General features: G+C 39.9%; 16 protein-coding genes and 1 pseudogene. 6 read left to right on the forward strand and 11 right to left on the reverse strand.

The features are described 5' to 3' along the window. Nucleotides 1-114 precede the first annotated feature (114 nt). The 3 genes from C9J51_RS06390 to C9J51_RS06400 all read left to right on the forward strand — a co-directional run bounded on the left by C9J51_RS06390 (nt 115) and on the right by C9J51_RS06400 (nt 4,630). Entirely contained in the window at nt 115-1,515 is a 1,401-nt protein-coding gene (locus tag C9J51_RS06390) for an L-cystine transporter (RefSeq protein WP_107236839.1), read from the forward strand. 72 nt (nt 1,516-1,587) lie between these two features. Next, nucleotides 1,588-2,916: a CoA-disulfide reductase gene (locus C9J51_RS06395; RefSeq protein ID WP_045040719.1), complete on the forward strand. Its 1,329-nt coding sequence runs from the start codon at nt 1,588-1,590 to the stop codon at nt 2,914-2,916. Nucleotides 2,917-3,304: 388 nt separating this feature from the next. Beyond that, nucleotides 3,305-4,630: a dicarboxylate/amino acid:cation symporter gene (locus C9J51_RS06400; protein ID WP_107250419.1), complete on the forward strand. Its 1,326-nt coding sequence runs from the start codon at nt 3,305-3,307 to the stop codon at nt 4,628-4,630. Between the two features lie 179 nt (nt 4,631-4,809). Here the strand turns inward: C9J51_RS06400 and nadS are convergent, their stop codons facing one another. From nadS to C9J51_RS06420, 4 genes are all read right to left on the reverse strand, one after another. Then, the gene (nadS, locus tag C9J51_RS06405) at nt 4,810-5,103 is read right to left on the reverse strand and encodes a NadS family protein (RefSeq protein WP_045040723.1); all 294 of its coding nucleotides are present in this window, start codon (nt 5,101-5,103) and stop codon (nt 4,810-4,812) included. Beyond that, entirely contained in the window at nt 5,096-5,470 is a 375-nt protein-coding gene (locus C9J51_RS06410; RefSeq protein WP_107274914.1) for a type II toxin-antitoxin system RelE/ParE family toxin, read from the reverse strand. The genes nadS and C9J51_RS06410 overlap by 8 nt, the downstream gene beginning before the upstream one ends. 158 nt (nt 5,471-5,628) lie before the next feature. Then, complete coding sequence (locus C9J51_RS06415; RefSeq protein WP_107274915.1) at nt 5,629-6,798, reverse strand: DNA cytosine methyltransferase; 1,170 nt, start codon at nt 6,796-6,798, stop codon at nt 5,629-5,631. Nucleotides 6,799-6,811: 13 nt separating this feature from the next. Beyond that, a complete protein-coding gene (locus C9J51_RS06420; protein ID WP_052668220.1) occupies nt 6,812-7,426 on the reverse strand; it encodes an Eco29kI family restriction endonuclease in 615 nt (204 codons plus the stop codon). Between the two features lie 371 nt (nt 7,427-7,797). Here C9J51_RS06420 and C9J51_RS06425 point away from each other — a divergent pair. Next, nucleotides 7,798-9,150, forward strand: a pseudogene (locus C9J51_RS06425) (ISNCY family transposase). A 957-nt stretch (nt 9,151-10,107) separates the two neighbouring features. After that, entirely contained in the window at nt 10,108-10,665 is a 558-nt protein-coding gene (locus tag C9J51_RS06430) for a sugar O-acetyltransferase (protein ID WP_045040316.1), read from the forward strand. 99 nt (nt 10,666-10,764) lie between these two features. On the opposite strand, the gene C9J51_RS06435 is transcribed toward C9J51_RS06430, so the two are convergent. Both C9J51_RS06435 and C9J51_RS06440 read right to left on the reverse strand, forming a co-directional pair. Then, entirely contained in the window at nt 10,765-11,154 is a 390-nt protein-coding gene (locus tag C9J51_RS06435; protein WP_209428661.1) for a hypothetical protein, read from the reverse strand. 202 nt (nt 11,155-11,356) lie between these two features. Further along, the gene (locus tag C9J51_RS06440; RefSeq protein ID WP_045040317.1) at nt 11,357-12,274 is read right to left on the reverse strand and encodes a DMT family transporter; all 918 of its coding nucleotides are present in this window, start codon (nt 12,272-12,274) and stop codon (nt 11,357-11,359) included. 156 nt (nt 12,275-12,430) lie between these two features. Between C9J51_RS06440 and C9J51_RS06445 the strand changes: the two genes are divergently transcribed. Next, on the forward strand, nt 12,431-12,643 hold the full coding sequence (locus C9J51_RS06445) for a hypothetical protein (RefSeq protein ID WP_045040318.1): 213 nt from the start codon (nt 12,431-12,433) through the stop codon (nt 12,641-12,643). On the opposite strand, the gene C9J51_RS06450 is transcribed toward C9J51_RS06445, so the two are convergent. The 5 genes from C9J51_RS06450 to C9J51_RS06470 form a co-directional block, all read right to left on the reverse strand. Further along, nucleotides 12,623-14,413, reverse strand: a complete 1,791-nt coding sequence (locus C9J51_RS06450; RefSeq protein WP_052668122.1) for a bifunctional metallophosphatase/5'-nucleotidase — start codon at nt 14,411-14,413, stop codon at nt 12,623-12,625. The genes C9J51_RS06445 and C9J51_RS06450 overlap by 21 nt on opposite strands. A 277-nt stretch (nt 14,414-14,690) precedes the next feature. Beyond that, a complete protein-coding gene (serS, locus tag C9J51_RS06455) occupies nt 14,691-15,998 on the reverse strand; it encodes a serine--tRNA ligase (RefSeq protein ID WP_045038887.1) in 1,308 nt (435 codons plus the stop codon). A gap of 126 nt (nt 15,999-16,124) precedes the next feature. Continuing rightward, on the reverse strand, nt 16,125-17,465 hold the full coding sequence (locus C9J51_RS06460) for a replication-associated recombination protein A (protein WP_045040319.1): 1,341 nt from the start codon (nt 17,463-17,465) through the stop codon (nt 16,125-16,127). 73 nt (nt 17,466-17,538) lie between these two features. Next, nucleotides 17,539-18,159, reverse strand: coding sequence for an outer membrane lipoprotein chaperone LolA (lolA, locus tag C9J51_RS06465; RefSeq protein ID WP_082064281.1), 621 nt, complete (start codon nt 18,157-18,159; stop codon nt 17,539-17,541). A gap of 112 nt (nt 18,160-18,271) precedes the next feature. Then, nucleotides 18,272-21,340, reverse strand: a complete 3,069-nt coding sequence (locus C9J51_RS06470; protein ID WP_107274916.1) for a DNA translocase FtsK 4TM domain-containing protein — start codon at nt 21,338-21,340, stop codon at nt 18,272-18,274. Between the last annotated feature and the right edge of the window lie 293 nt (nt 21,341-21,633).

Below are 21,633 nucleotides of genomic sequence, written 5' to 3' on the forward strand. Positions count from 1 at the left end.
ACATTAATTGCGTTAATTTGCTTGTAATTATTCATAAAACCAGCAAAATTTAACCCTAAATAGATAGGAACAATAAAAATAACCCATTTTTTTATTTGATATGAAGGATTCATGATGACTTTAGGTATTGTAACGAACCTCGCCATATTTGTTGGCCTGATAGCATTTCTATATCATATGCAAAATAAACACTACAGTTTTACTAAACGTGTGTTTGCTGGCCTAGGTTTAGGTATTGCCTTTGGTGCTGCGCTACAAGTCTTTTATGGTGCTGGCTCTGAGGTCATCAAAACATCGATTGAGTATTTTGACATTGTTGGCGTAGGCTATGTGCGTCTATTACAAATGATCATTATTCCATTAGTAATGGTGTCTATTATTTCCGCCATTTTAAAGCTTAACGGTGGCACCTCACTTGGTAAAATCAGTAGCCTGACTCTTGGAGTTCTGATTGTTACCACCATGATTGCCGCTTGTGTTGGTATCCTAATGGCTAACCTTTTTGGCCTTACCGCAGAAGGGCTTACATCAGGTGCCGCTGAAATGGCGCGTGCGAAAAGCCTTGAATCAACCCTTTCTAATGTAGAAGCAATGTCGTTTGCTAAATTAGTGATTGAGTTTATTCCTGCCAACCCATTCTTAGACATGACGGGTGCACGTCGTACTTCAACTATTGCTGTTGTTATCTTCTCTATTTTTATTGGCTTATCTGCAACGGGCATTGCCAAGAAAAAACCTGAAATATTCGCCCAATTTGAAGGCTTTATTAAAGTCACTCAAGCGATTGTTATGCGTATGGTAACGTTAGTATTACGTCTAACACCGTTTGGCGTATTAGCACTAATGACCAAGGTTATTTCAGGTTCAAACTACACCGATATTGTGAATCTTGCCAACTTCGTTTTTGCTTCTTATGCCGCCTTAATTTTAATGTTTATGATTCACTTAGCACTTGTTGCGCTTGTTGGTCTTAACCCAGTACGTCATTTTAAAAAAATCATTCCAGTGCTGGCTTTTGCTTTCACATCTCGCACCAGTGCAGGTTCGATTCCAATGAACGTGCAAACCCAAGAAAAATGCCTCGGTGTTCCATCAGGGATTGCTAACTTCTCCGCCTCTTTTGGTTCAACCATTGGTCAAAATGGTTGTGCGGGTATTTACCCTGCCATGCTTGCAGTGATGATTGCACCAACTGTGGGTATCAACCCAATGGATTTCGGCTTTCTATGTACTTTAGTCGCAATTATTACCGTGAGTTCTTTTGGGGTGGCAGGTATTGGTGGTGGCGCAACATTTGCAGCATTAATAGTACTATCAGCAATGGATATGCCAGTGGCACTTGCCGGTCTTTTAATTTCAATCGAGCCACTTATTGATATGGGTCGTACTGCACTTAACGTATCAGGTTCAATCACCGCAGGTGTAATCACCAGTAAAGTAATGGGCGAAACCGACATGGCTATTTTTAATAGTGATGAAACCATTAACTTAGATGGCGAAGAATCAGCAGCTTAATCAATAGTAAACATTCGTTTTAAGGGAGGTGTATTGCCTCCCTTCTCCATTTTTTAAGGAAGAGACAATAGTATGAAAATTATCATTATTGGTGGCGAAGCCGCAGGCATGAGTGCCGCAGCAAAAGCAAAACGCATTAACCCAACCGCTGAGATTGTTGTTTATGAAGCCTCTAATGTGATCTCTTTTGGTGCCTGTGGATTACCTTATTATATTGGTGATGAATTTTCTGATGCCAATTTCATGGCGGAATTTACCCCAGCACAATTTGCAGAAAAAGGGATTCAGGTCTTAACTCAACATCGCGTTGTTGATCTCGATCCACAACAGCAGCAACTCACCGTTGAACATCAAGGGGAAACACTCGTTACCCATTATGATCGTTTAATGATTGCAACGGGCGCCAAAGAAATATTACCCCCAATAGCTGGCCTTGAAAAACAAGGGGTTTATTCATTACGTCGTATGCAAGATGGTTTAGACATTAAAACTGCCCTTGCCGATCCACTATGCCAACATGTCACGATTATTGGCTCTGGTTTTATTGGCTTAGAAGTGGCTGAAGCGATGATCCATCAAGGTAAAACAGTACGCTTAATTGAACGTGCCGCCTGCTTAATTCCCGATGCCTTTGATACTGAAATCAGCCAACATATTCAACCTGAACTTGAACACGCTGGTGTACAAATTCACCTTAAAGAATCAGTGTGTGAAATTATTGGTGACGATCGTGTTACTAGCATTAAAACCGATAAAGATATTTATGCGACCGATCTAGTGATCTGCTGTACTGGTGTTAAACCTAATACTGATTTTATTGCAGCAACAGGCATTGAACGTTTAGCCAATGGCGCAATAATCATTGATCAGCAAGGAAAAACATCAATAGATAATATTTGGGCGGCTGGCGATTGTGCCACTATTTGGCATGCGCAGTTACAACAGCCTGTTTATATTCCACTCGCAACAGGCGCTAATAAAATGGGTCGCTTAGTCGGTGAGAATATCGCGGGCAAAAACCTCCGTTATGACGGTACATTAGGCACCAGTTGTGTCAAAATTTTAGGTTTAGAAGCTGCTCGCACCGGACTCTCAGAGCGTGAAGCTCAACAAGCTAATATTGATTACAGCACCGTATATATTAGTGATAAATGCCACACCAATTACTGTGAAGGCCAATCGCCACTTTATATTAAATTGATTTACCGTTCAGATAACAAACAATTACTTGGTGGTCAAATGATCGGTAATAAAGGTGCCGTTCACCGCGTTGATGCCCTTGCGGTTGCCATCAGTCTTGGCGCAACAACCGAACAACTAGGCATGATGGATTTTGCTTATGCGCCGCCATTTGCACGCACTTGGGATATTATGAATGTCGCGGGTAATGTGGCTAAATAATCGCTTTATCTACAAATAATAACGACACAAGCTACGTACTTTTTTAGCATCTATGAATAAAAAGTACGTAGTCTCCTCCCTATTATAAACATCATCAATAACCCTCTTACATTTTTCTCTTACAACTATATATCGAAAATACCGACCATACACTTCTAAAAAACAACATTTTATTGCCAATTTATACATTCAAATCGCATTTTTTGTTAGAAATTAGTTAAAAGTAGATTTTATAAACATTAAATCAGTATAAAATTTGTGACTTAACGCAGACTTTATCCGTTAATAACAATTATTACTTCGCGTTAACAGACAAATAACTGCTACTCTCCGAACGCGCTCTGATAATCGATGGACAGAGAGAAATAAATATTAAGGATAAAGACTAATGACCACAGAAAAGAAAAAAATGTCACTAACTGGCCGAGTGATCCTCGGTATGGTTTTAGGTATTCTGACAGGATTTATAATCCGTTCCCTTTTTGCTGATGTCGCTTTTGTTAATAATTACATCGTTGATGGCCTGTTTGATGTTGGTGGTAAAATCTTTATTGCCAGCTTAAAAATGTTAGTCGTACCTCTTGTTTTTGTTTCACTGGTTTGTGGTACGAGCTCATTAAAAGATTTAGCAACACTTGGCCGCCTTGGTGGTAAAACTTTAGCGTTTTATCTCACCACAACGGCCTTAGCCATTACCCTTGCGCTGACCATGGCAAATATCTTCCAACCTGGTGCAGGGGCTGATTTAAGTGCCGCAACAACGTTTGCATCTAAAGAAGCACCATCGCTAGGTAGTGTTATTGTGGGCATGTTCCCAACTAACCCCATCAGCGCAATGGCAAATGGTAACACCCTACAGATTATTGTATTTGCCGTTTTATTTGGTATCGCAATCAGTGCAGCGGGTAAACCAGGCGAACGTCTGGCAGCAGTATTTGCTGATTTAAATGAAGTGATCATGAAGTTGGTAGCGTTATTAATGAATATCGCCCCATACGGTGTGTTCTTCTTAATGGCGAAATTGTTCACAGGTTTAGGCTTAGATGCGATTTTTAGTTTAATTAACTATTTCTTAGTCTTAGTCGCTGCACTGTTGTTCCATGCTTTAGTCACTTACAGCGTGATGCTAAAAGCGTTTACTGGTTTAAGCCCAATTACGTTCTTGAAGAAAATGGAAGATGCAGTGATGTTTGCGTTCTCAACCGCATCATCAAATGCAACCATTCCTGTTACGATGGAAACGGCAACTAAGCGTTTAGGCGTTAATAATAAAATTGCGTCATTTACTGTTCCTCTTGGTGCAACCATTAACATGGACGGCACCGCCATCATGCAAGGTGTGGCAACAGTATTTATTGCTCAAGCGTTTAATATCGACCTTACAATGACTGATTACCTCATGGTTATTTTAACAGCAACATTGGCATCAGTCGGTACGGCAGGTGTTCCTGGAGTTGGTCTTATTATGCTCGCGATGGTACTTAACCAAGTGGGTCTACCGGTTGAAGGTATCGCGCTAATTATGGGTGTTGACCGTCTACTGGATATGATCCGTACTGCGGTTAACATTACGGGTGATAGCGTTGTAACCTGTATTGTTGCTAAATCAGAAGGTGAAATGGATATTGCGCGTTTCAACGATCCACTAGCAGCAACAGAAGATGAAGCGGTTCGTTTCCATCCGAACCCTCAACCTCAAGCACAGAAATCATAACAGCGAGTAAAAACTTGCGAACACAACATAACTCAAGGGCACGTAAAGTGCCCTTTTTTTGGTTTGGATAGGATTATAGGGGCAAGGCATTAGGGACAAGGAACAGCTACCACCTGATTGACTATTGCGCTTCTGATATTAAATACCACCTATAGAGGCGGTATTTAACATCACAGGTTTTATTGAGCAGTAGAAAATTTTGAAAATAATTCAGGCTCTTTATCTAACAAACAAAGAACTTTACTCGCTAATCCAGTAGGATTACGACGTTTTTGCTCCCAACTTTTTACCGTATCAACACTAACAGAAAAAGCTATAGCCAACTCTTTTTGACTAACATCTAATTTTTTTCTAATCGCTTTAACATCAGCAACTTCGATTCGAATTACGTTCGCAGGACTTAACTCACCTTTTGCGATACTTTCTGCTTGTTTCAAAGAAGTATATAAATCATCAAAAAGACTGTCATTCATGATCATGTTCTCTCTTAATCGACTGAGATATTTGTTTTAACACTTTTTTTTCATTGTCGGTTAAAGTGTCTTTTTTACCTTTCTTATAGAGCAAAAGGAAATAAACGGTATCAGGATTGATCAGCAAATAAATAGACCGATAACCACCACTTTTTCCTGACCCACTTCCGGCTAATCGGATCTTTCGTAAGCCGCCAGTCCCTACAATTAACTGCCCAATATCAGGGCTAACAATAATATCTGACTGTAAGGCTCGATATTCATCATCACTAATTAGCTCCTTACGTAGAGACTCAAATAATGGCGTCTCTATAAACTCAATTGCGCTGTTTATTTCCAGTTCCTCTATCTCAACATAGGAGTACATTGTACACCTAGTCAAATATTTTAAGCAAGAGAGCTGATAATAAGCACTAAAGTAGATTTATTTTAAATCCACTTCACATACAAAAATACCGCCTCAACTTGGGCGGTATTTAACAGTATGTCTATTTATGCGAACTGAAGACTGTGACATGGCAAAATTCAGCCTGCCTTTAAGGTACTCTGCTCTACCAGAGCTCTAAAGACAGATTGACCAACTTGTTCAGCAAGTCTCGCAGGCACGGCATTACCAAGCTGTCTCATAATCTCACCCCATGAACCTTCAAAGTTAAAGCTATCAGGGAATGTTTGTATTCTTGCGCTTTCACGAACTGTAAAATATCTAACGTTACCATCTTCAAAACGAATCATATTCTCACCGCCAGGAACTCCGTGAGCACCAGCTTTGAGAGCTTTTGACGGTTCATCAATATAACTACCTGTATGTCCGGGATAAATTTTTGCACCGTCCTTAAAAAGGTGTTGATTGTATTTTATAGCCTTTTTACTTTTTGGGTCAGGCAAATCAGATAGAGCATCACGAACAGTTACCCAAGGTAAACTTTCAGGTTTAAATATTCCGTATTTTTTACGTATTTTTTTTATTTCATTGACTACTTTTTCTTTTGACACTGGCATCTGTAGGTTATGACGCTCCCAATACTCTCCCGAAATCCATTTATCCCAAAGTAATGCATCTTCTGAATGAGTTGGATCAGGAAAAGTCCAATTCGCGTCGATATCAGATCGGAAACCTATGAAAAAAACCCGTTCCCGCTTTTGAGGCACTCCATAATCAGCAGCATTAACAAGTCTATAAATAACTTTATATTCTAATTCAGTATGCTCACACTGGGTGTGATAACGTTCAAGGCGTGCTCTATGCTGCTCCCATGATTCTCCATCATGTTTTTCAAAAGAAGGATATTGTAGTTGAAGAACTATATACTCAAAATAGTCAACGAACGACTTTCTCATAATCCCTTTGACATTTTCAAATACAAAAGCTTTAGGCCTTTTTTCACGAATCGCTCGTACAGCTTGAGGAAACATATCTCGTGAATCTTCATTTCCTTTTGCTTTGCCACCGAGCGAGAAAGGCTGACATGGGGGACCACCAGATATTAAATCGATTTCATCAGAAATACTAAGATAGTCAAAGTTAACAACACTTCCTTCATATAGGCTTTTCCCGAAGTCAAACACACTATTAGCTCGAATTGTTCTGCAAGCATCTTTATTAAGCTCGACAACAGCCTTATGGTGAAAGCCGCAATTAGCCAAACCTAGCGCAAGACCGCCTCCTCCAGCAAAAAGCTCTATTGAATTCATATAAAATCTAACCCTACTTACTCTTAATACAATTTTGATAGTTTACTATTTTTTGAAGAATAATACTTTCATCTCTAGGTGCTCCATTTAATAATTTCGCGTAGCTCCGGCCTGGGTGAATAGTATCCCATTCTGATGGTTGCTGGTTGTAACGACCAGCGCCGGGGGCATTAATCCCAAACCCATCTATATATGAATTCCACAGAGGACTGTACTGTCTGATTAAATAGGACTCAATTGTACTAATCATATCTGTAGCAATACCCTCGATAATCATGAACCTACATAAGAATTCACTCTCATTCAGATTTTCGGCTTGTTTAATGCTACTTAGGTGTTTAGTTAGTCTATTTCTTAGTTGTTTTCCTGCACTATTTTGTCTACCTTGTCTTGAACCCGTTGGAACAGCCTTACCAATGTAAATAGGGTACATTGGAGATAAATAACTGTCATAACAAGTATTCACTGTAGATTTCAAAAAAAGTGCATAAACTCCAGCACCTTCAAAATTTGGTAAATTGTCTAATTGATGAAATGGGGATTTGTCAAAGAACTCAAATGTTGGTTTTATAATAGCCTCAATAGACTCATTTGATATCTTTGCAATATGTTGATTAATGTCGAACAAACGTAACTTCCTTAAATAATGTGTGCAGAGTTTAAATAGGTCTTTAATTCCATTATTGATCAATCTATTAGTGCAAGACACTGAACGTCGATTTTAAGTTAAACGAAGCTTTGAAAAAACTAATTTTATTTATTTTTCCGTTAGAGCCCCTACTTATCGAAAATCCCAAATAGGCCTATCGAACTATTTGGGATTAACGTAAATAAGATTTAATCTAAAATAGCTGAATTTAACATATGCTATCTAATGTGATCCGATTCTGTAGCCCCCAAGGCAAAGTGTCTCTTTTCTGCAAAGCTAAAATGTCCTGTTTTTCTATAGTGATCAGTATCTGCTGATCAATTTGAGTTAAACAAAATATGTTGGTTACCATGAATGACAAAGAGATATTTCGCTTAGGTACAATTCGTGATATTTGTGAAAAACGAATCAAACGTAAAGATGCTGCACAGCTTCTTAATGTCAGCGTTCGTCAGGTTCAACGATTAATAACACGCTATCGAGATCTCGGTGCTGTTGGTTTGGTTCATCAACGTCGCGGACAATCACCAGGCAATAAAATTAATGCTGATATGCGTCATCAATGTTTAAACCTCATCCACGAATATTATTCAGACTTCGGACCCACATTAGCGCGTGAAAAACTGATTGAACGCCACGACCTTAAGATCAGATTAGAAACCTTACGCCAATGGATGATCGCTGATGGTCTTTGAGTTCCACATTTCAAACGTAAGCCTTGCGTTTATCAACCTCGTTATCGTCGCGATTGTTATTGTGAGTTAATTCAGATAGATGGTTCACATCATGATTGGTTTGAAGACCGCAGCGACAAATGTTGTTTGTTGGTTTTCATTGATGATGCTACCGGAAAACTGATGAACTTGCGGTTTAGTGAAACAGAATCTGCGTTTGATTACATGGTGACAACGCGCGAATATGTTGAGCAACATGGCAAGCCCACTGCTTTTTACAGCGATCGACATGCGGTGTTTCATGTCAGTAAACGGGATGCAAAAACAAACCGCATGACTCAGTTTGGTCGTGTATTGCATGAGTTAAACATTGAATTGATTTGCGCAAATAGCTCTCAAGCCAAAGGCCGTGTTGAACGTGCCAATAAAACATTACAAGATCGCTTAGTCAAAGAAATGCGATTACAACACATTGATAATATTGAACAAGCTAATGTATGGCTCCCCGACTTTATTGCTGATTTTAACCATCGTTTTGCTAAAGCTGCTCAATATCCTAAAAACATGCATCGACCATTACGAGAATCAGTAGATGAATTACATGATATTTTTGCATGGCAAGAGCCAAGAAAAGTATCAAAATCACTGACATTTCAATACGACAAAGTTATCTATTTAATTGATCCAACCGAAGAAAATCAACGGCTTGTGCATCAAGTCGTTAAGGTTCTTGATCGCCCAGATGGCACTATCGCGATCCAATATGGTCACCGAAAATTGGGTTTTAAAGTGTTTGATAAACTCGAAGACGTTGACCAAGATCAGATAATTGATAACAAACGTTTGGGTGCAGTATTAAAATTTGCCCAAGCAAAACAGCAACAATATGACCAACAACAAAAGCGTAGTCGCAGTAAAAGCGCCCCTAAACGTACAGCCCAACAACGGGCAATCCGTCAACTTGAAGAAATGAATCCAGTGCTAGTTCACCCAGAACAATTTAGACCGAGCACCAGAAAAAAGCCCTGACTTCCCTACTCTATAATCCATTTTTACCACAATGAACTATCTTAAAAGGAGACATTTTAATCGGGGAATAATGAGGACATTTTAAACTGGGAAAGACAACGTGATCTCAATTCATACAAAAAATATCGATTTGGTCATGTTTTAATAAGCTTTATCCATAGAAATCAGTCAAAACATTACGTTGTTATTTTGTTACTTAGATTAACAATAACGATAATACACATTTAGTGATATTTAACGGACAGAAGCCATAAAAAGATAAAATTAACCCTACAACGCATGAGTAGTAGATTCCCTATCTCGTTCGTAACCTCACTGTAGGGAATGACGTGGTTAGTTTGGCATTCACTCAGCTCATTATTCACATCTCGGATGTTAAGGCACGAGGCTATCCGGAATCTACTCACCGCGTGATTGAACCTTAAAGACGTCAATGAAAATACGCTATAGCCCCAATGAAAACACTGACTCTACGACATGCGGACAGTAGATTCCCTATCGCCCTCGCGGGCATTCACTGTAGGGAATGACAGGGGGTTAGTTTGGCATTCATTATAAGGAATGATAATGTTAGTTTTGGCATTAACTATAAGAAATGGCGAGGGAAAGGCTTGGCATTCACTTAGCCCATTATTCACATCTCGGATGTTAAGGCACGAGGCTATCCGGGATCTACTCACTGCATGATTGAGCCTCAAAGACACCAGTGAAAATACGCTAGAATCCCACCGAAAACGCTAACTCTACGACACGCGGACAGTAGATTCCCTATCTCGTTCGTAACCTCACTGTAGGGAATGACGGGATTGGGGCTTGGCATTTACTCATGCTTTTTTCGAATAAATAACAAAAATATGACTCGCAGTCTCATCTATAACATCGAGTGATAAATAAATAACACTACAAGTGATAAAATTATCGTTAAATAAACTCATACAAAATAAGTTGAGAGACAACATGACTGAATTTGAAAAGATGTTGGCAGGCAAAGACTTTGATGCGGGCTCAGATTGTATTGAGCGTATTCGTCAACATGCTTTAAATCTATTGCAGACTATTAACCAAAATACAGATGACTCTCAACGTAATGAGCTATTTCAACAGTTAATGGGCACTATTTCGCCATCAAGTATTGTCCGCTCACCATTTTATTGTGAGTTTGGTAAAACGATCTCGATTGGAGAAAATACTTACATCAACATGAATGTCACCATGTTAGATGGTGCTAAAATCACGATTGGTAACAATGTTTTAATTGGCCCAAATACACAATTTTACTGTGCTAGTCATGACTTAAACTATCGCAATCGCCGCAACTGGGCAGCCATCTGGGATTCGATTACAATTGAAAATGATGTATGGGTGGGTGGCAATGTAGTGATCAACCAAGGTGTGACCATTGGCGCGCGCTCTGTTATTGCGGCTAACTCAGTGGTTAATTGCGATGTACCGCCAGATTCACTCTATGGTGGCACACCTGCGAAATTAATCAGAATTATCCATGAGAACCAATAACCTATCTGCATTTTCTAAGAATATTAGCAGATCTGATTCGCTATAAGGTTTACGTATCGCAATACCGCCACTATAAGCGGTATTTAATATCAAATGCTTTTATTCAGCTAAAAATGGCATAAATGTTCGCAACAATAAAACAAAAAAAACACCCAAGCCTAAAACAATATATGAGTTTTGCTTAAACTGTTCGCGATAACGATCAACGATAAAAACACGAACATATAGAAAAATAATACTCACCATTAATAGTATTGGAATTTCAATTAGATGGCTCAAACTTTGATGTCCATATCCAACAGAAACCAAACAAGTCCAAACCAACAGCAATACTATTGGTAAGCAAATATCACTCCAATAAAGTGCATTCCTTCTTTTCGCATTAACCCACGCTAAAGACGCTACACCTACATAAATAAATAAAATTAAACCAAAAATCAATAAACCGTCAATAACCAATACCTCTGAAAAAACACCGATAATTCGCACTACTCACTTCAAGTCTTTATTCATACCCAAAGTACCAATTGCGTCGTGTTTTGATACATTTTATCTGGAGATAATAAATCACGTTTGTAATAAACCACAATACGCATTTAATAATATTTAGCACTATATGCAATTAACATGATACCCATGCTTTTCATTTCAGCACTCATCAGCTATTAATGACGGTAATAGAAGATGAATCTTAATTACTGTTCGCTGTTTTTAGAATAGAACGCTGCTTGAAAATACCTTTTGGTACTTTGGTCAATAAAATACCCACAAGAAGAGGTAACATCATTATCAAAGATTGTTGAGACAACGCTTCTCCATTGATATAACTAGAAATAAATAGCGCAACTACAGGGAAAATCAGAAAACAGATAGACGCTTTAAAAGGGGTTGATACCTGCACCAGTTTAAAATACGCAACAATACCGCCAACACTCGCCACAAAGCCAAGATAAACAACTGCTGAAATTGAATCCCAACTAAAGGCTTCAACATTTACGTTTTCACTCACCGTTGAAACGGCAAATAAAAATAGAGAAGCAATCAAACTCGGCAGTGCGTTGTAGGTTAGCACTTCAATACCTTTGCAGTGCTTTTGAACCAGCACATACATAACAGCGTGCATAGCAACAGCTACGCCTAAACAAACCGTACCAATAAGATAATCATCGCTTCCCATCTTCATTTCATTGGCAAGAATTAAACATAAACTCACAACGGCTGTAATTAACCCGAATATTTGGTGCTTTGCCAGTCTTAAACCAAGGAATAAACCGGACATCAGCATTACCGCAACGGGCATATTGGCAAAGATTATCGATGCTAAACCAGAAGATATGTATTGCTCACCAAAGATCATCAACGTAAACGGAATCGCGAAGTACATCAATGCGACAATAAACAACCATCGACGCTTACCTTTTGGAAAGAGTAATGGTTGGTTGAGGATCTTTGCCAAAAGCACGAGTAAAGGTGCTGCCAGTAAAAAACGTAGCGCGGTGGCAAAAATAGGAGGAATAGAATTCAATGCAACTTCCATCGCAAACCACGTCGTTCCCCAAATTAAACAAACAGAGATAAAAAGAAAGATAGTAAGTAGCTTTGAATTCATAATATTCCCTTATTAATAATTATTTAAATCATCGCCTTGTAGCGCGATAATAATGCATTACAGTATAGGGACGTAATCAGGGAAATAAATTTCATTTACATCTACAATTAAAACAATTTATAGAAAACTATTCTATTTAAAACAAATAAGTTGTAAATGTTTTCCACAAAAATCAAAAACGATAAAGACATTATTCTTTATAAGGTCTATTGGGTGGTATTAAATATCGATGAAATTATGGGACTTATAGAAGAAAGACAGCAACATAAAAAGAATAAATTAAGGGCACATGATGTGCCCTTTTATAGCGTACTTAATATAATACAACCAACAACCGCAATGGATAAATTAGTGCGTATTACGGGTTAAATCAGCTTCTGTTAATGCCGCAGTATTGGTGTAACGACCATTATCAATACTTGGTAATGCAACCTTGCCGCTATTAACCAGTTTAGCGATACGTTGTTGATCAGCTTTAGAGGTTGATAAGCCAATAACCGACCAATCATTTTCAGTTTTACCTGTAATATGGCCTTTTTTAACATCACGAATATAACGCATGGTTAATTGACGAACGGTGCCAGCTTCAGTGCCGTAATGGGCTTTTGAATCAAACAGCACCTTAAATTTATGGCCTTCAAGTACCCCACCTTTTTTCGTTAAATGTCCCATACGGTAGCTATTCATGCCTAAATTAATAGTTTGTGCATCCGTAATCGGTTTACCGTTCATTTTAAGGTTGGTAATACGATGACCTGCCGCTTTGGTTAAATCAATTTGGTAAGTGACGCCACCGAAAATGTCGTGGGTACTGTATTTTGATGAACGACGTTTAGCATCAAAGCTGTAAGTAAGATCAGTAGGCTTAACACTATTGAAATACCCCGCTGACCATTCCATATAGGTTTTTAAATCTTTCCCTGTCATTTCATAAACCGTGTATTCACCACCTGCGTATTCATAGTTAAAGTTAATATCTTTAACTTTAATATCGCCGACAGGTAACGATGGATTCATATTATCAAGGTGAACCGCAATCACATTGGCTTGCGGAGCAAAATAAAAACCAACTTCTTGGAAAAGTGACGTTAATCCAGAGTCATGCAATTGGCTATCAGGAATACCTTTAATGGTATTTTGTGGCACCAGATCTTGACCCTCTAATTGGCCGATAACTTTATTCGCATCTTGCTGAAGCTTATGATGATAAGGCTTAAAGATAGTTTCCATCGTTGGGTCTGATGGTAATTTATTCATATTATAAGTGAAGCTATCTTTATTGATTAGGGTGTATTTACCCTGTGCATCTTTTTTGAAATTCAAATCAATGCGAGATAACGCGCGACCATATTTATACGGTTCAGTAATAATAACCCCATTGATCATCGCCTTATCTACTTTAACGTGCATATGACCAGCAACAATGGCGGCTAACTCTGGGTTGGCACGTGCAATATCACCTACGCCAGTATCGGCAATGTTATTTTCGTTATCAATACCCATATGTGCCACTAAAATGATGGCATCGGTTTTATCTTTAATTTGGGTAATAACTTTTTTAACTTCCAGACTTGGGTTACTAAAGGTCAGATCTTGCAAGCGATCACTGCCATTAGCAAAAGCGGCGATCATTGGTGTATCCATACCAATGATGCCAATTTTGACACCCTTACGTTCAACAATTTTATAAGACGGTAAAAAAGGAGAGGTTGCATTATGGAAAATATTACCGGCGAGTGGCGTTCCGTTAAACGTTGTAATGGTATTTTTAAGTACTTTTAAACCAAAATCAAATTCATGATTACCTAACACATAGGCGTCATACTTCAACTGATTAAAGCCTAACATCATTGGGCTAATTGGATCGTTTTTAAAGGTTTCGATATTATTGCCCTGAATCGCATCACCCGCATCGACTAATATAATCTCAGGATCTTGCTTTCTTAGCTCGCCAACTTTGGTCGCTATTTGGCTTAAACTGCCGGATAAGTTAGGTTTATCGGTGGTGTAATCCCAAGGAATAAATCGCCCATGAAGATCTGATGTGCCTAAAATTGTAATATCGACTTGTTCTGCATAAACAGATTGTGAACTGACTAAAAGGGAAAATAATACTGTTTTATAAATGTTCTTATTCATTACTTGAATGACTCATCCGTTGATTTAAACCGTACATGGCATAAGAGCACAATTATACACAATCAACATATTAATATTCCTGAGATGCATAACAATTATGTAATTTATATTTAGAAATGAGGCAATAAATGGCATCGTTGTTAATTCCGATACTCGCCGTCTCTAATCCTCGCCCCTAAAAACCTCTCCCCCTTACACCTCACCACCTTGCTTCCATAAAAAAACCCAGCCTTATCGACTGGGTTTTTAAGCTACATGCTTAGTGCAGTATCAGTGATTAACCGATGTGCGTTGCGTTACGCATGTACTTACGAAGTACTTCAGGGATCATAATACGGCCATCTGCTTCTTGGTTATTTTCAAGAATAGCAACCATAGTACGACCAACAGCAAGACCAGAACCGTTTAGTGTGTGCAGTAGCTCAGGTTTCTTCTCGCCTTTACGACGGAAGCGCGCTTGCATACGACGTGCTTGGAAATCCCACATGTTTGAACATGAAGAAATCTCACGGTAAGTTTCTTGAGCAGGAACCCACACTTCTAAGTCGTAAGTTTTGCAAGAACCAAAGCCCATATCGCCAGTACAAAGTACCACTTTACGGTAAGGTAGCTCTAGAAGTTGTAGTACTTTCTCAGCATGACCTGTTAGTTCTTCAAGTGCTGCCATTGAATCTTCAGGGCGAGTGATCTGAACTAGCTCAACTTTATCGAACTGGTGCATACGGATAAGACCGCGAGTATCACGACCGTAAGAACCGGCTTCTGAACGGAAACATGGAGTGTGTGCAGTCATCTTGATTGGCAAATCTGCTTCATCAGTAATGGTGTCACGCATCATGTTAGTTACAGGCACTTCCGCTGTTGGAATTAATGAAAGCACACGAGGCTCTTCATCATTCACTTTTTCTGTTAGCGGTTGAGTATGGAATAGATCTTCACCAAATTTAGGTAATTGACCTGTACCAAATAGGCTGTCAGCGTTCACTAGGTACGGTACATACATTTCTGTATAACCGTGTTCTTCAGTATGAAGATCTAGCATGAACTGTGCAATTGCGCGGTGTAGACGAGCAAATTGACCTTTCATTACGATGAAACGTGCACCCGTGATTTTCACAGCACTTGCGAAATCTAAACCACCTGCCATTTCGCCAAGATCAACGTGATCTCGAACTTCAAAGTCATACGCTTTTGGTTGGCCCCAACGTGAAACTTCAACGTTTTCTGACTCATCTTTACCTGTTGGTACAGAGTCATCAGCAATGTTTGGTACCATTTGAGTAATAGTATCAAGTTGACCTTGAAGCTCAACTAATGCTGTTTTAGCATCATCAAGCTCAGAACCTAGGTTGCCGACTTCAGCCATAATACGTTCAGCTTCAGCGTGATCACCTTTCGCTTTTGCCTGACCAATCGACTTCGATCGCGAGTTACGCTGTGCTTGAAGCTCTTCTGTTGTTACTTGAAGAGACTTACGTTGCTCTTCTAAGTTGCGTAAAGTTTCTACATCAAGGTTAAAACCACGACGCGCGAGTTTTGCAGCTGTTTCATCCAGCTCAGTTCGAAGTAATTTAGAATCTAGCATGCTAATCCTGTGCTCTTAATAGTCTGAAATGCGCGTTATTTAGGCATTTCTTATTAAAATAGTTATAGTTGGGAGGCAATGATAACGAATTATTGCCAATCACTTAACGATACCCAAAAAGCCTTATTATTGGTAGCGCTTTAGCGGGCTTTTTGCATCTAAAGCAGCAAGATAATCCAACTTTTCTGATATTTTTATCTCTAAGCCTCGTTTTGAGGGCTGATAATAAACCCGATCACGAATTTCACGCGGCAAATACACTTCACCTGGCGCATAAGCACCCGGTTCATCATGAGCATAACGATAACCTTCACCATACCCCAATTCTTTCATTAATTTGGTAGGTGCGTTTCGTAAATGTGGCGGCACTTCAAAATCAGGAAACTCACGGGCATCGGCTTTAGCAAGATTAAACGCAACATACACCGCATTACTTTTAGCGGCACAAGCTAAATAAACAATGGCTTGAGCTATCGCGCGTTCACCTTCATAAGCACCAACACGGGTATAACAATCCCATGCCGACACCGCGACTTGCATTGCACGCGGATCCGCATTACCGATATCTTCTGACGCTATGGCTAATAATCGACGCGCAACATACAGTGGATCACAACCCGCTTGCAGCATTCGCGCAAACCAATACAACGCACCATCCGCGTTTGAACCACGAATAGATTTATGTATTGCAGAAATCATGTCGTACCAAAGGTCGCCTTTATTATCAAACCGAGCAACCTTTTCACCCGTCACTTCTGCTAATAATTCAACGGTAATTTGTTTAATACCCTGATCATCTTCTTCAGCCATATCAATCAGCTGTTCTAGATAATTCAGTGCCATTCGTGCATCACCACGCACAAATTCGGCCAATTGGTGTTTTACTTCGCCAACAAACACAAAATCAGTTTCGCTAATACCGCGTTCTTTATCTGTTAGCGCTTGTTCGATCACATCAAGAATTTCATCATCTTCAAGTGATTTTAATTTATACACCCGCGCACGGGATAACAGTGCATTGTTAAGCTCAAACGAGGGATTTTCAGTAGTGGCACCAATAAAAGTAACAGTACCATCTTCAATGTGTGGCAAAAACGCATCTTGCTGGCTTTTATTAAACCGATGGACTTCATCAACAAACAAAATAGTACGTCTGCCTGCCATTTTATTATCACGCGCTTTATCTATCGCAGCACGAATATCTTTAATGCCAGAAGTAACGGCAGATACTCGCTCTACTTCAGCATTGGCATAATTGGCAGCCACTTCGGCTAAGGTTGTTTTACCTGTTCCTGGTGGTCCCCACAAAATCATCGAGTGCAATTGACCTGCTTTTAATGCTCGACGCAGTGGTTTCCCTTCACCAAGGATATGTTGCTGGCCAATATATTCCTCTACCGTTCGAGGCCGCATTCTAGCAGCCAAAGGTCTAAAATCTGAGGAAAAATCTAGGCTGAAATTATTCAATATAATGACTCCCCTAAGACAGAAAAAGGTGGCTTATTCGCCACCTTCTCATAATAATTAATTAGAATAACAATTAGTTACGCTGGTCATCTAACTCCACACCTTTTGGCGGTGTAAAGGTAAATAAACTGGCAGCAGGTGTTGTGCGTTTAAAATCGCTCAAGACATACTGACTGCGTTGTCCATCCGTTTCAACCACTGAAAAGTTACGTACATCACCTGTTTTTGATACCGTGACCACGAATTTATCCATTGATGAGGTTTTATCTTTTGGCGTTAAGGTAAAGGTATCCACCAACTGAGCAACATTATACTTTGACCAATCACTTGCACTATTACGGGTTAATAATACAAACGGCGTTTGCTCTGTCGCATCTTTAAGCCACATTGCTGTTACTTGCTCAACAAACGGGCTGTAATACCATACGGTTTTACCATCTGAAACTAATAGACTTTCATCGGGTGTTTTTGTTTTCCAACGAAATAAATTTGGGCGTTTAATCGATAAATCGCCAGTACCATTCACTAAAACTTCACCATCAGGGCTGGTGACTTTTTGAGTAAAGTTAGCGCTAAAGGCATTCACTTTATCAAGACGGCTACTTAGTGCTTGTTGCGGCGTTGCAGCCCATGCACTTGACGCAACCAACATTGGTGCGGCAACTAACATGCTCATTATGAGTTTCTTCATCATATTCGCTAACCTCTTTAGTATTAAACCGCTGTGACAATCACTATCACAGCGGTTTTATTTACACTTTAGTGCTTACAGCAACTGAGTGGTTATATCGTTATATCGCTATTTCTTAATCGTGATGCTGTACGGGTGGCGGCGCTAACACTTCACGGTTAGCATTATGCCCCGGCGCACTCACAATACCATGCGCTTGTAATTGATCAACAATACGTGCTGCACGGTTATAACCAATCTTAAATCGACGTTGTACGCCTGAAATAGACGCTCGACGCGTTTCTGCTACAAAGGCAGCCACTTCATCAAAGAGCTGATCTAAATCATCATCACCTGATGGCGCTTCACCCGGTAGCAAACTATCTGCACCTTGATCTGAATTTAAAATACTGTCTATATATTGGGGTCTACTACGCGCTTTCCAATCATTAACCACATTATGCACATCGTCATCTGAAGCAAATGCACCATGAACACGAATGGTATGACTTTGACCTGACGGTAAGTACAGCATATCACCCATACCTAATAAGGTTTCTGCGCCACCTTGATCAAGAATAGTGCGTGAGTCTGTTTTAGTGGATACCGTAAACGCCATTCGTGTTGGAATATTGGCTTTAATCAAACCAGTGATAACATCAACCGATGGACGCTGGGTCGCTAATACTAAGTGAATACCGGCCGCACGTGCTTTTTGAGCAAGACGCGCAATCAATTCTTCTACTTTTTTACCCACAACCATCATCAAATCAGCAAATTCATCGACGATCACCACAATGCTTGGCATGCTTTCCAATAATGGTGGGTATTCGTCCATGGTGTCACCCGGTTTCCACAATGGATCGTGGATCGGATGCCCCGCTTCTGCTGCTTCTTTTAGTTTCGCGTTATAACCTGCAAGGCTACGCACACCACAAGCGGCTAAGACTTTATAACGGCGTTCCATTTCACCGACACACCAACGCAAGGCATTACCGGCATCTTTCATGTCCGTAACCACTTCCGTTAATAGATGTGGAATACCTTCATAAATCGATAATTCCAACATTTTCGGGTCAATCATAATAAAGCGACATTCTTCCGGCGTACATTTGTAAAGTAAGCTCAAAATCATTACGTTTACACCGACAGATTTACCTGAACCTGTAGTACCTGCAACCAATAAGTGGGGCATCTTACTTAAATCAGCAACAACGGCTTCACCCGCAATATCGTTACCCAATACGATAGGTAATGCGCCACCAACATTTTGGAATTGCTCACTGGCAATCACTTCCGACATATAAACCGTTTCACGACTTTTATTCGGTAGCTCTAAACCAATGTAAGGTTTACCCGGAATCACTTCAACAACACGTACTGATGTGGTTGATAATGCACGCGCTAAATCTTTTGATAGCCCTGAAATACGACTCACTTTTACGCCAGGCGCAAGATCAAGTTCATAACGTGTAATAACAGGACCTGGGTAGATGCCTTTAACTTGTACTTTAATTTTATAATCAGCAAGTTTTGATTCAATCAAGGTTGCGATAGCTTGCAACTCTTCATCTGATGCTTTTTCAACTGTTTTACGTGCTGGCTGTAAAAGTTCTAATGTTGGCATTGGTGATGTTGGTACTGGAAGATCTGCTTCTTTTTGCATTAAGAATGGATTATCTAACCCTGCAAGATGCGCTTGTTCTTTTTGTTTATCACGAATGCGTTTTAAGAAGATTTCCTCATCTGTTAACCCCTCTTCTGAGGTATCAACATTTGCAGTCGGCGCAAAAGAGGCAGCAACCGGTTCAGCATAAACTTGTGATACCGCAGGTTGCTCACTAACAACGGCATTAATCACATGCTGGGTTTGTTCATCAACGGCAACCGTAAAATCTTCATCTTTTTCAAGCTCACGCTCAAGTGCAGAAACCGACAAACCTTGTAGAGGTGCAGCATGTTCTACAGGTTCAACATATGGCGCAGCTTGTTCTACTGGCGCAACATACGGTTGAGGTTCAACATATGGCGCGGCTTGTTCTACTGGTGCAACATACGGCTGCGGTTCAACATATAGCGCAGCTTGTTCTACTGGCGCAACATACGGCTGAGGTTCAACATATGGCGCGGCTTGTTCTACTGGCGCAACATACGGCTGCGGTTCAACATATGGCGCGGCTTGTTCTACTGGCGCAACATACGGTTGAGGTTCAACATATGGCGCAGCTTGTTCTACTGGCGCAACATACGGCTGCGGTTCAACATATGGCGCGGCTTGTTCTACTGGCGCAACATACGGCTGCGGTTCAACATATGGCGCGGCTTGTTCTATTGGCGCAACATAGCCTTGAGGTTCAACCTGATGTGCAACGGTATCCATTAATGGATCAGCGGCAACAGCTGTTGAATGAATAATCGGTGTTGAATGTGCTGCGTTATAAACAGGGACTTTACGCTCAAATGACGGCACATCAGACGCTTCTTCGTGAGATGAATGAGCATAAGACGATAACAAAGGATCATCTTGTTCATCATTAACAACGTCATGTAGATGCTTGGCATAAGGCATATCAGCTTCAGCGACAATCTCAGTGGCAAACGGACGCATCATTTCATGTTTATCTGAACGTAATTTGTTTAGAATCCATGTTAGCCCTGATAACGTTTTCTCGCCCAATTGATCAACAATCGTTGTCCACGAAACACCCGTAAATAAGGTAAAACCAATTGCCCATGCAAACATGAGGAGCAATGTTGCACCAAGTACATTTAACAATGGCAACGAAATATTAGCGACAACATCGCCAATCACACCGCCTGATGAGAAATACCAAATATCATCAAAGTTAAGATCAGCCAAACCACAACTACTTAAAATTAATAAAATCAATCCCAACCAGCGTGTGCCATAAACCATATAATCTAATGACAACATCTTGGTTCGGCGCTGAAAAACAAACCATCCTAATGACACTAAAATAATAGGAATAACGTAAGCCAGCGATCCAAAAATAAAGAACAGAGTGTCGGCAACTAATGCACCAAACGAACCTGCTTTATTCTGAACAACACCTTCCCAAGCAGTCTGCGACCAAGATGGATCAGCCGGATTAAATGTGACTAGCGCGACCATCATATAAATGGCGACTAAAATACTGATGATCAAAAAACCTTCAATAATGCGTTGCCCACCCGATAAACGCATTTTGGGCAGTTTTTTACCTTTAAACTTCCTCAAGAATAACTCCGGTGTTTCTATCAAATTCGAATGTTTTGCCAACATGCTGGTATTTTCAACGACTAAAATGAAGATTTTGCTGCTATATAGCAACGCTGCATCAAATATTAAGCAATGTCGTTGGCAAACTCACAAATATAAAGTAAATGTCTTAATGCCATCATTCTATACTAAAAGACCACATTGTCTGTGTTCGTCGCCCTTTAAAATAAAATTATTTTTAAATAGTCAGCAATAAAAGCTAATTATCTCAAATGGCT

This window comes from Photobacterium iliopiscarium (assembly GCF_003026395.1).
GTDB lineage: Bacteria > Pseudomonadota > Gammaproteobacteria > Enterobacterales > Vibrionaceae > Photobacterium > Photobacterium iliopiscarium.

Bases quoted from the DNA above. Each gene is read 5' to 3' on its own strand.
- C9J51_RS06400 (WP_107250419.1), top strand. From the start codon at position 3,305: ATGACCACAGAAAAGAAAAAAATGTCACTAACTGGCCGAGTGATCCTC.
- lolA (WP_082064281.1), bottom strand. From the start codon at position 18,159: ATGATGAAGAAACTCATAATGAGCATGTTAGTTGCCGCACCAATGTTG.
- C9J51_RS06470 (WP_107274916.1), bottom strand. From the start codon at position 21,340: ATGCGTTTATCGGGTGGGCAACGCATTATTGAAGGTTTTTTGATCATC.
- serS (WP_045038887.1), bottom strand. From the start codon at position 15,998: ATGCTAGATTCTAAATTACTTCGAACTGAGCTGGATGAAACAGCTGCA.
- nadS (WP_045040723.1), bottom strand. From the start codon at position 5,103: ATGAATGACAGTCTTTTTGATGATTTATATACTTCTTTGAAACAAGCA.
- C9J51_RS06390 (WP_107236839.1), top strand. From the start codon at position 115: ATGACTTTAGGTATTGTAACGAACCTCGCCATATTTGTTGGCCTGATA.
- C9J51_RS06410 (WP_107274914.1), bottom strand. From the start codon at position 5,470: ATGTACTCCTATGTTGAGATAGAGGAACTGGAAATAAACAGCGCAATT.
- C9J51_RS06415 (WP_107274915.1), bottom strand. From the start codon at position 6,798: ATGAATTCAATAGAGCTTTTTGCTGGAGGAGGCGGTCTTGCGCTAGGT.
- C9J51_RS06440 (WP_045040317.1), bottom strand. From the start codon at position 12,274: ATGAATTCAAAGCTACTTACTATCTTTCTTTTTATCTCTGTTTGTTTA.
- C9J51_RS06445 (WP_045040318.1), top strand. From the start codon at position 12,431: ATGTTTTCCACAAAAATCAAAAACGATAAAGACATTATTCTTTATAAG.
- C9J51_RS06450 (WP_052668122.1), bottom strand. From the start codon at position 14,413: ATGAATAAGAACATTTATAAAACAGTATTATTTTCCCTTTTAGTCAGT.
- C9J51_RS06395 (WP_045040719.1), top strand. From the start codon at position 1,588: ATGAAAATTATCATTATTGGTGGCGAAGCCGCAGGCATGAGTGCCGCA.
- C9J51_RS06430 (WP_045040316.1), top strand. From the start codon at position 10,108: ATGACTGAATTTGAAAAGATGTTGGCAGGCAAAGACTTTGATGCGGGC.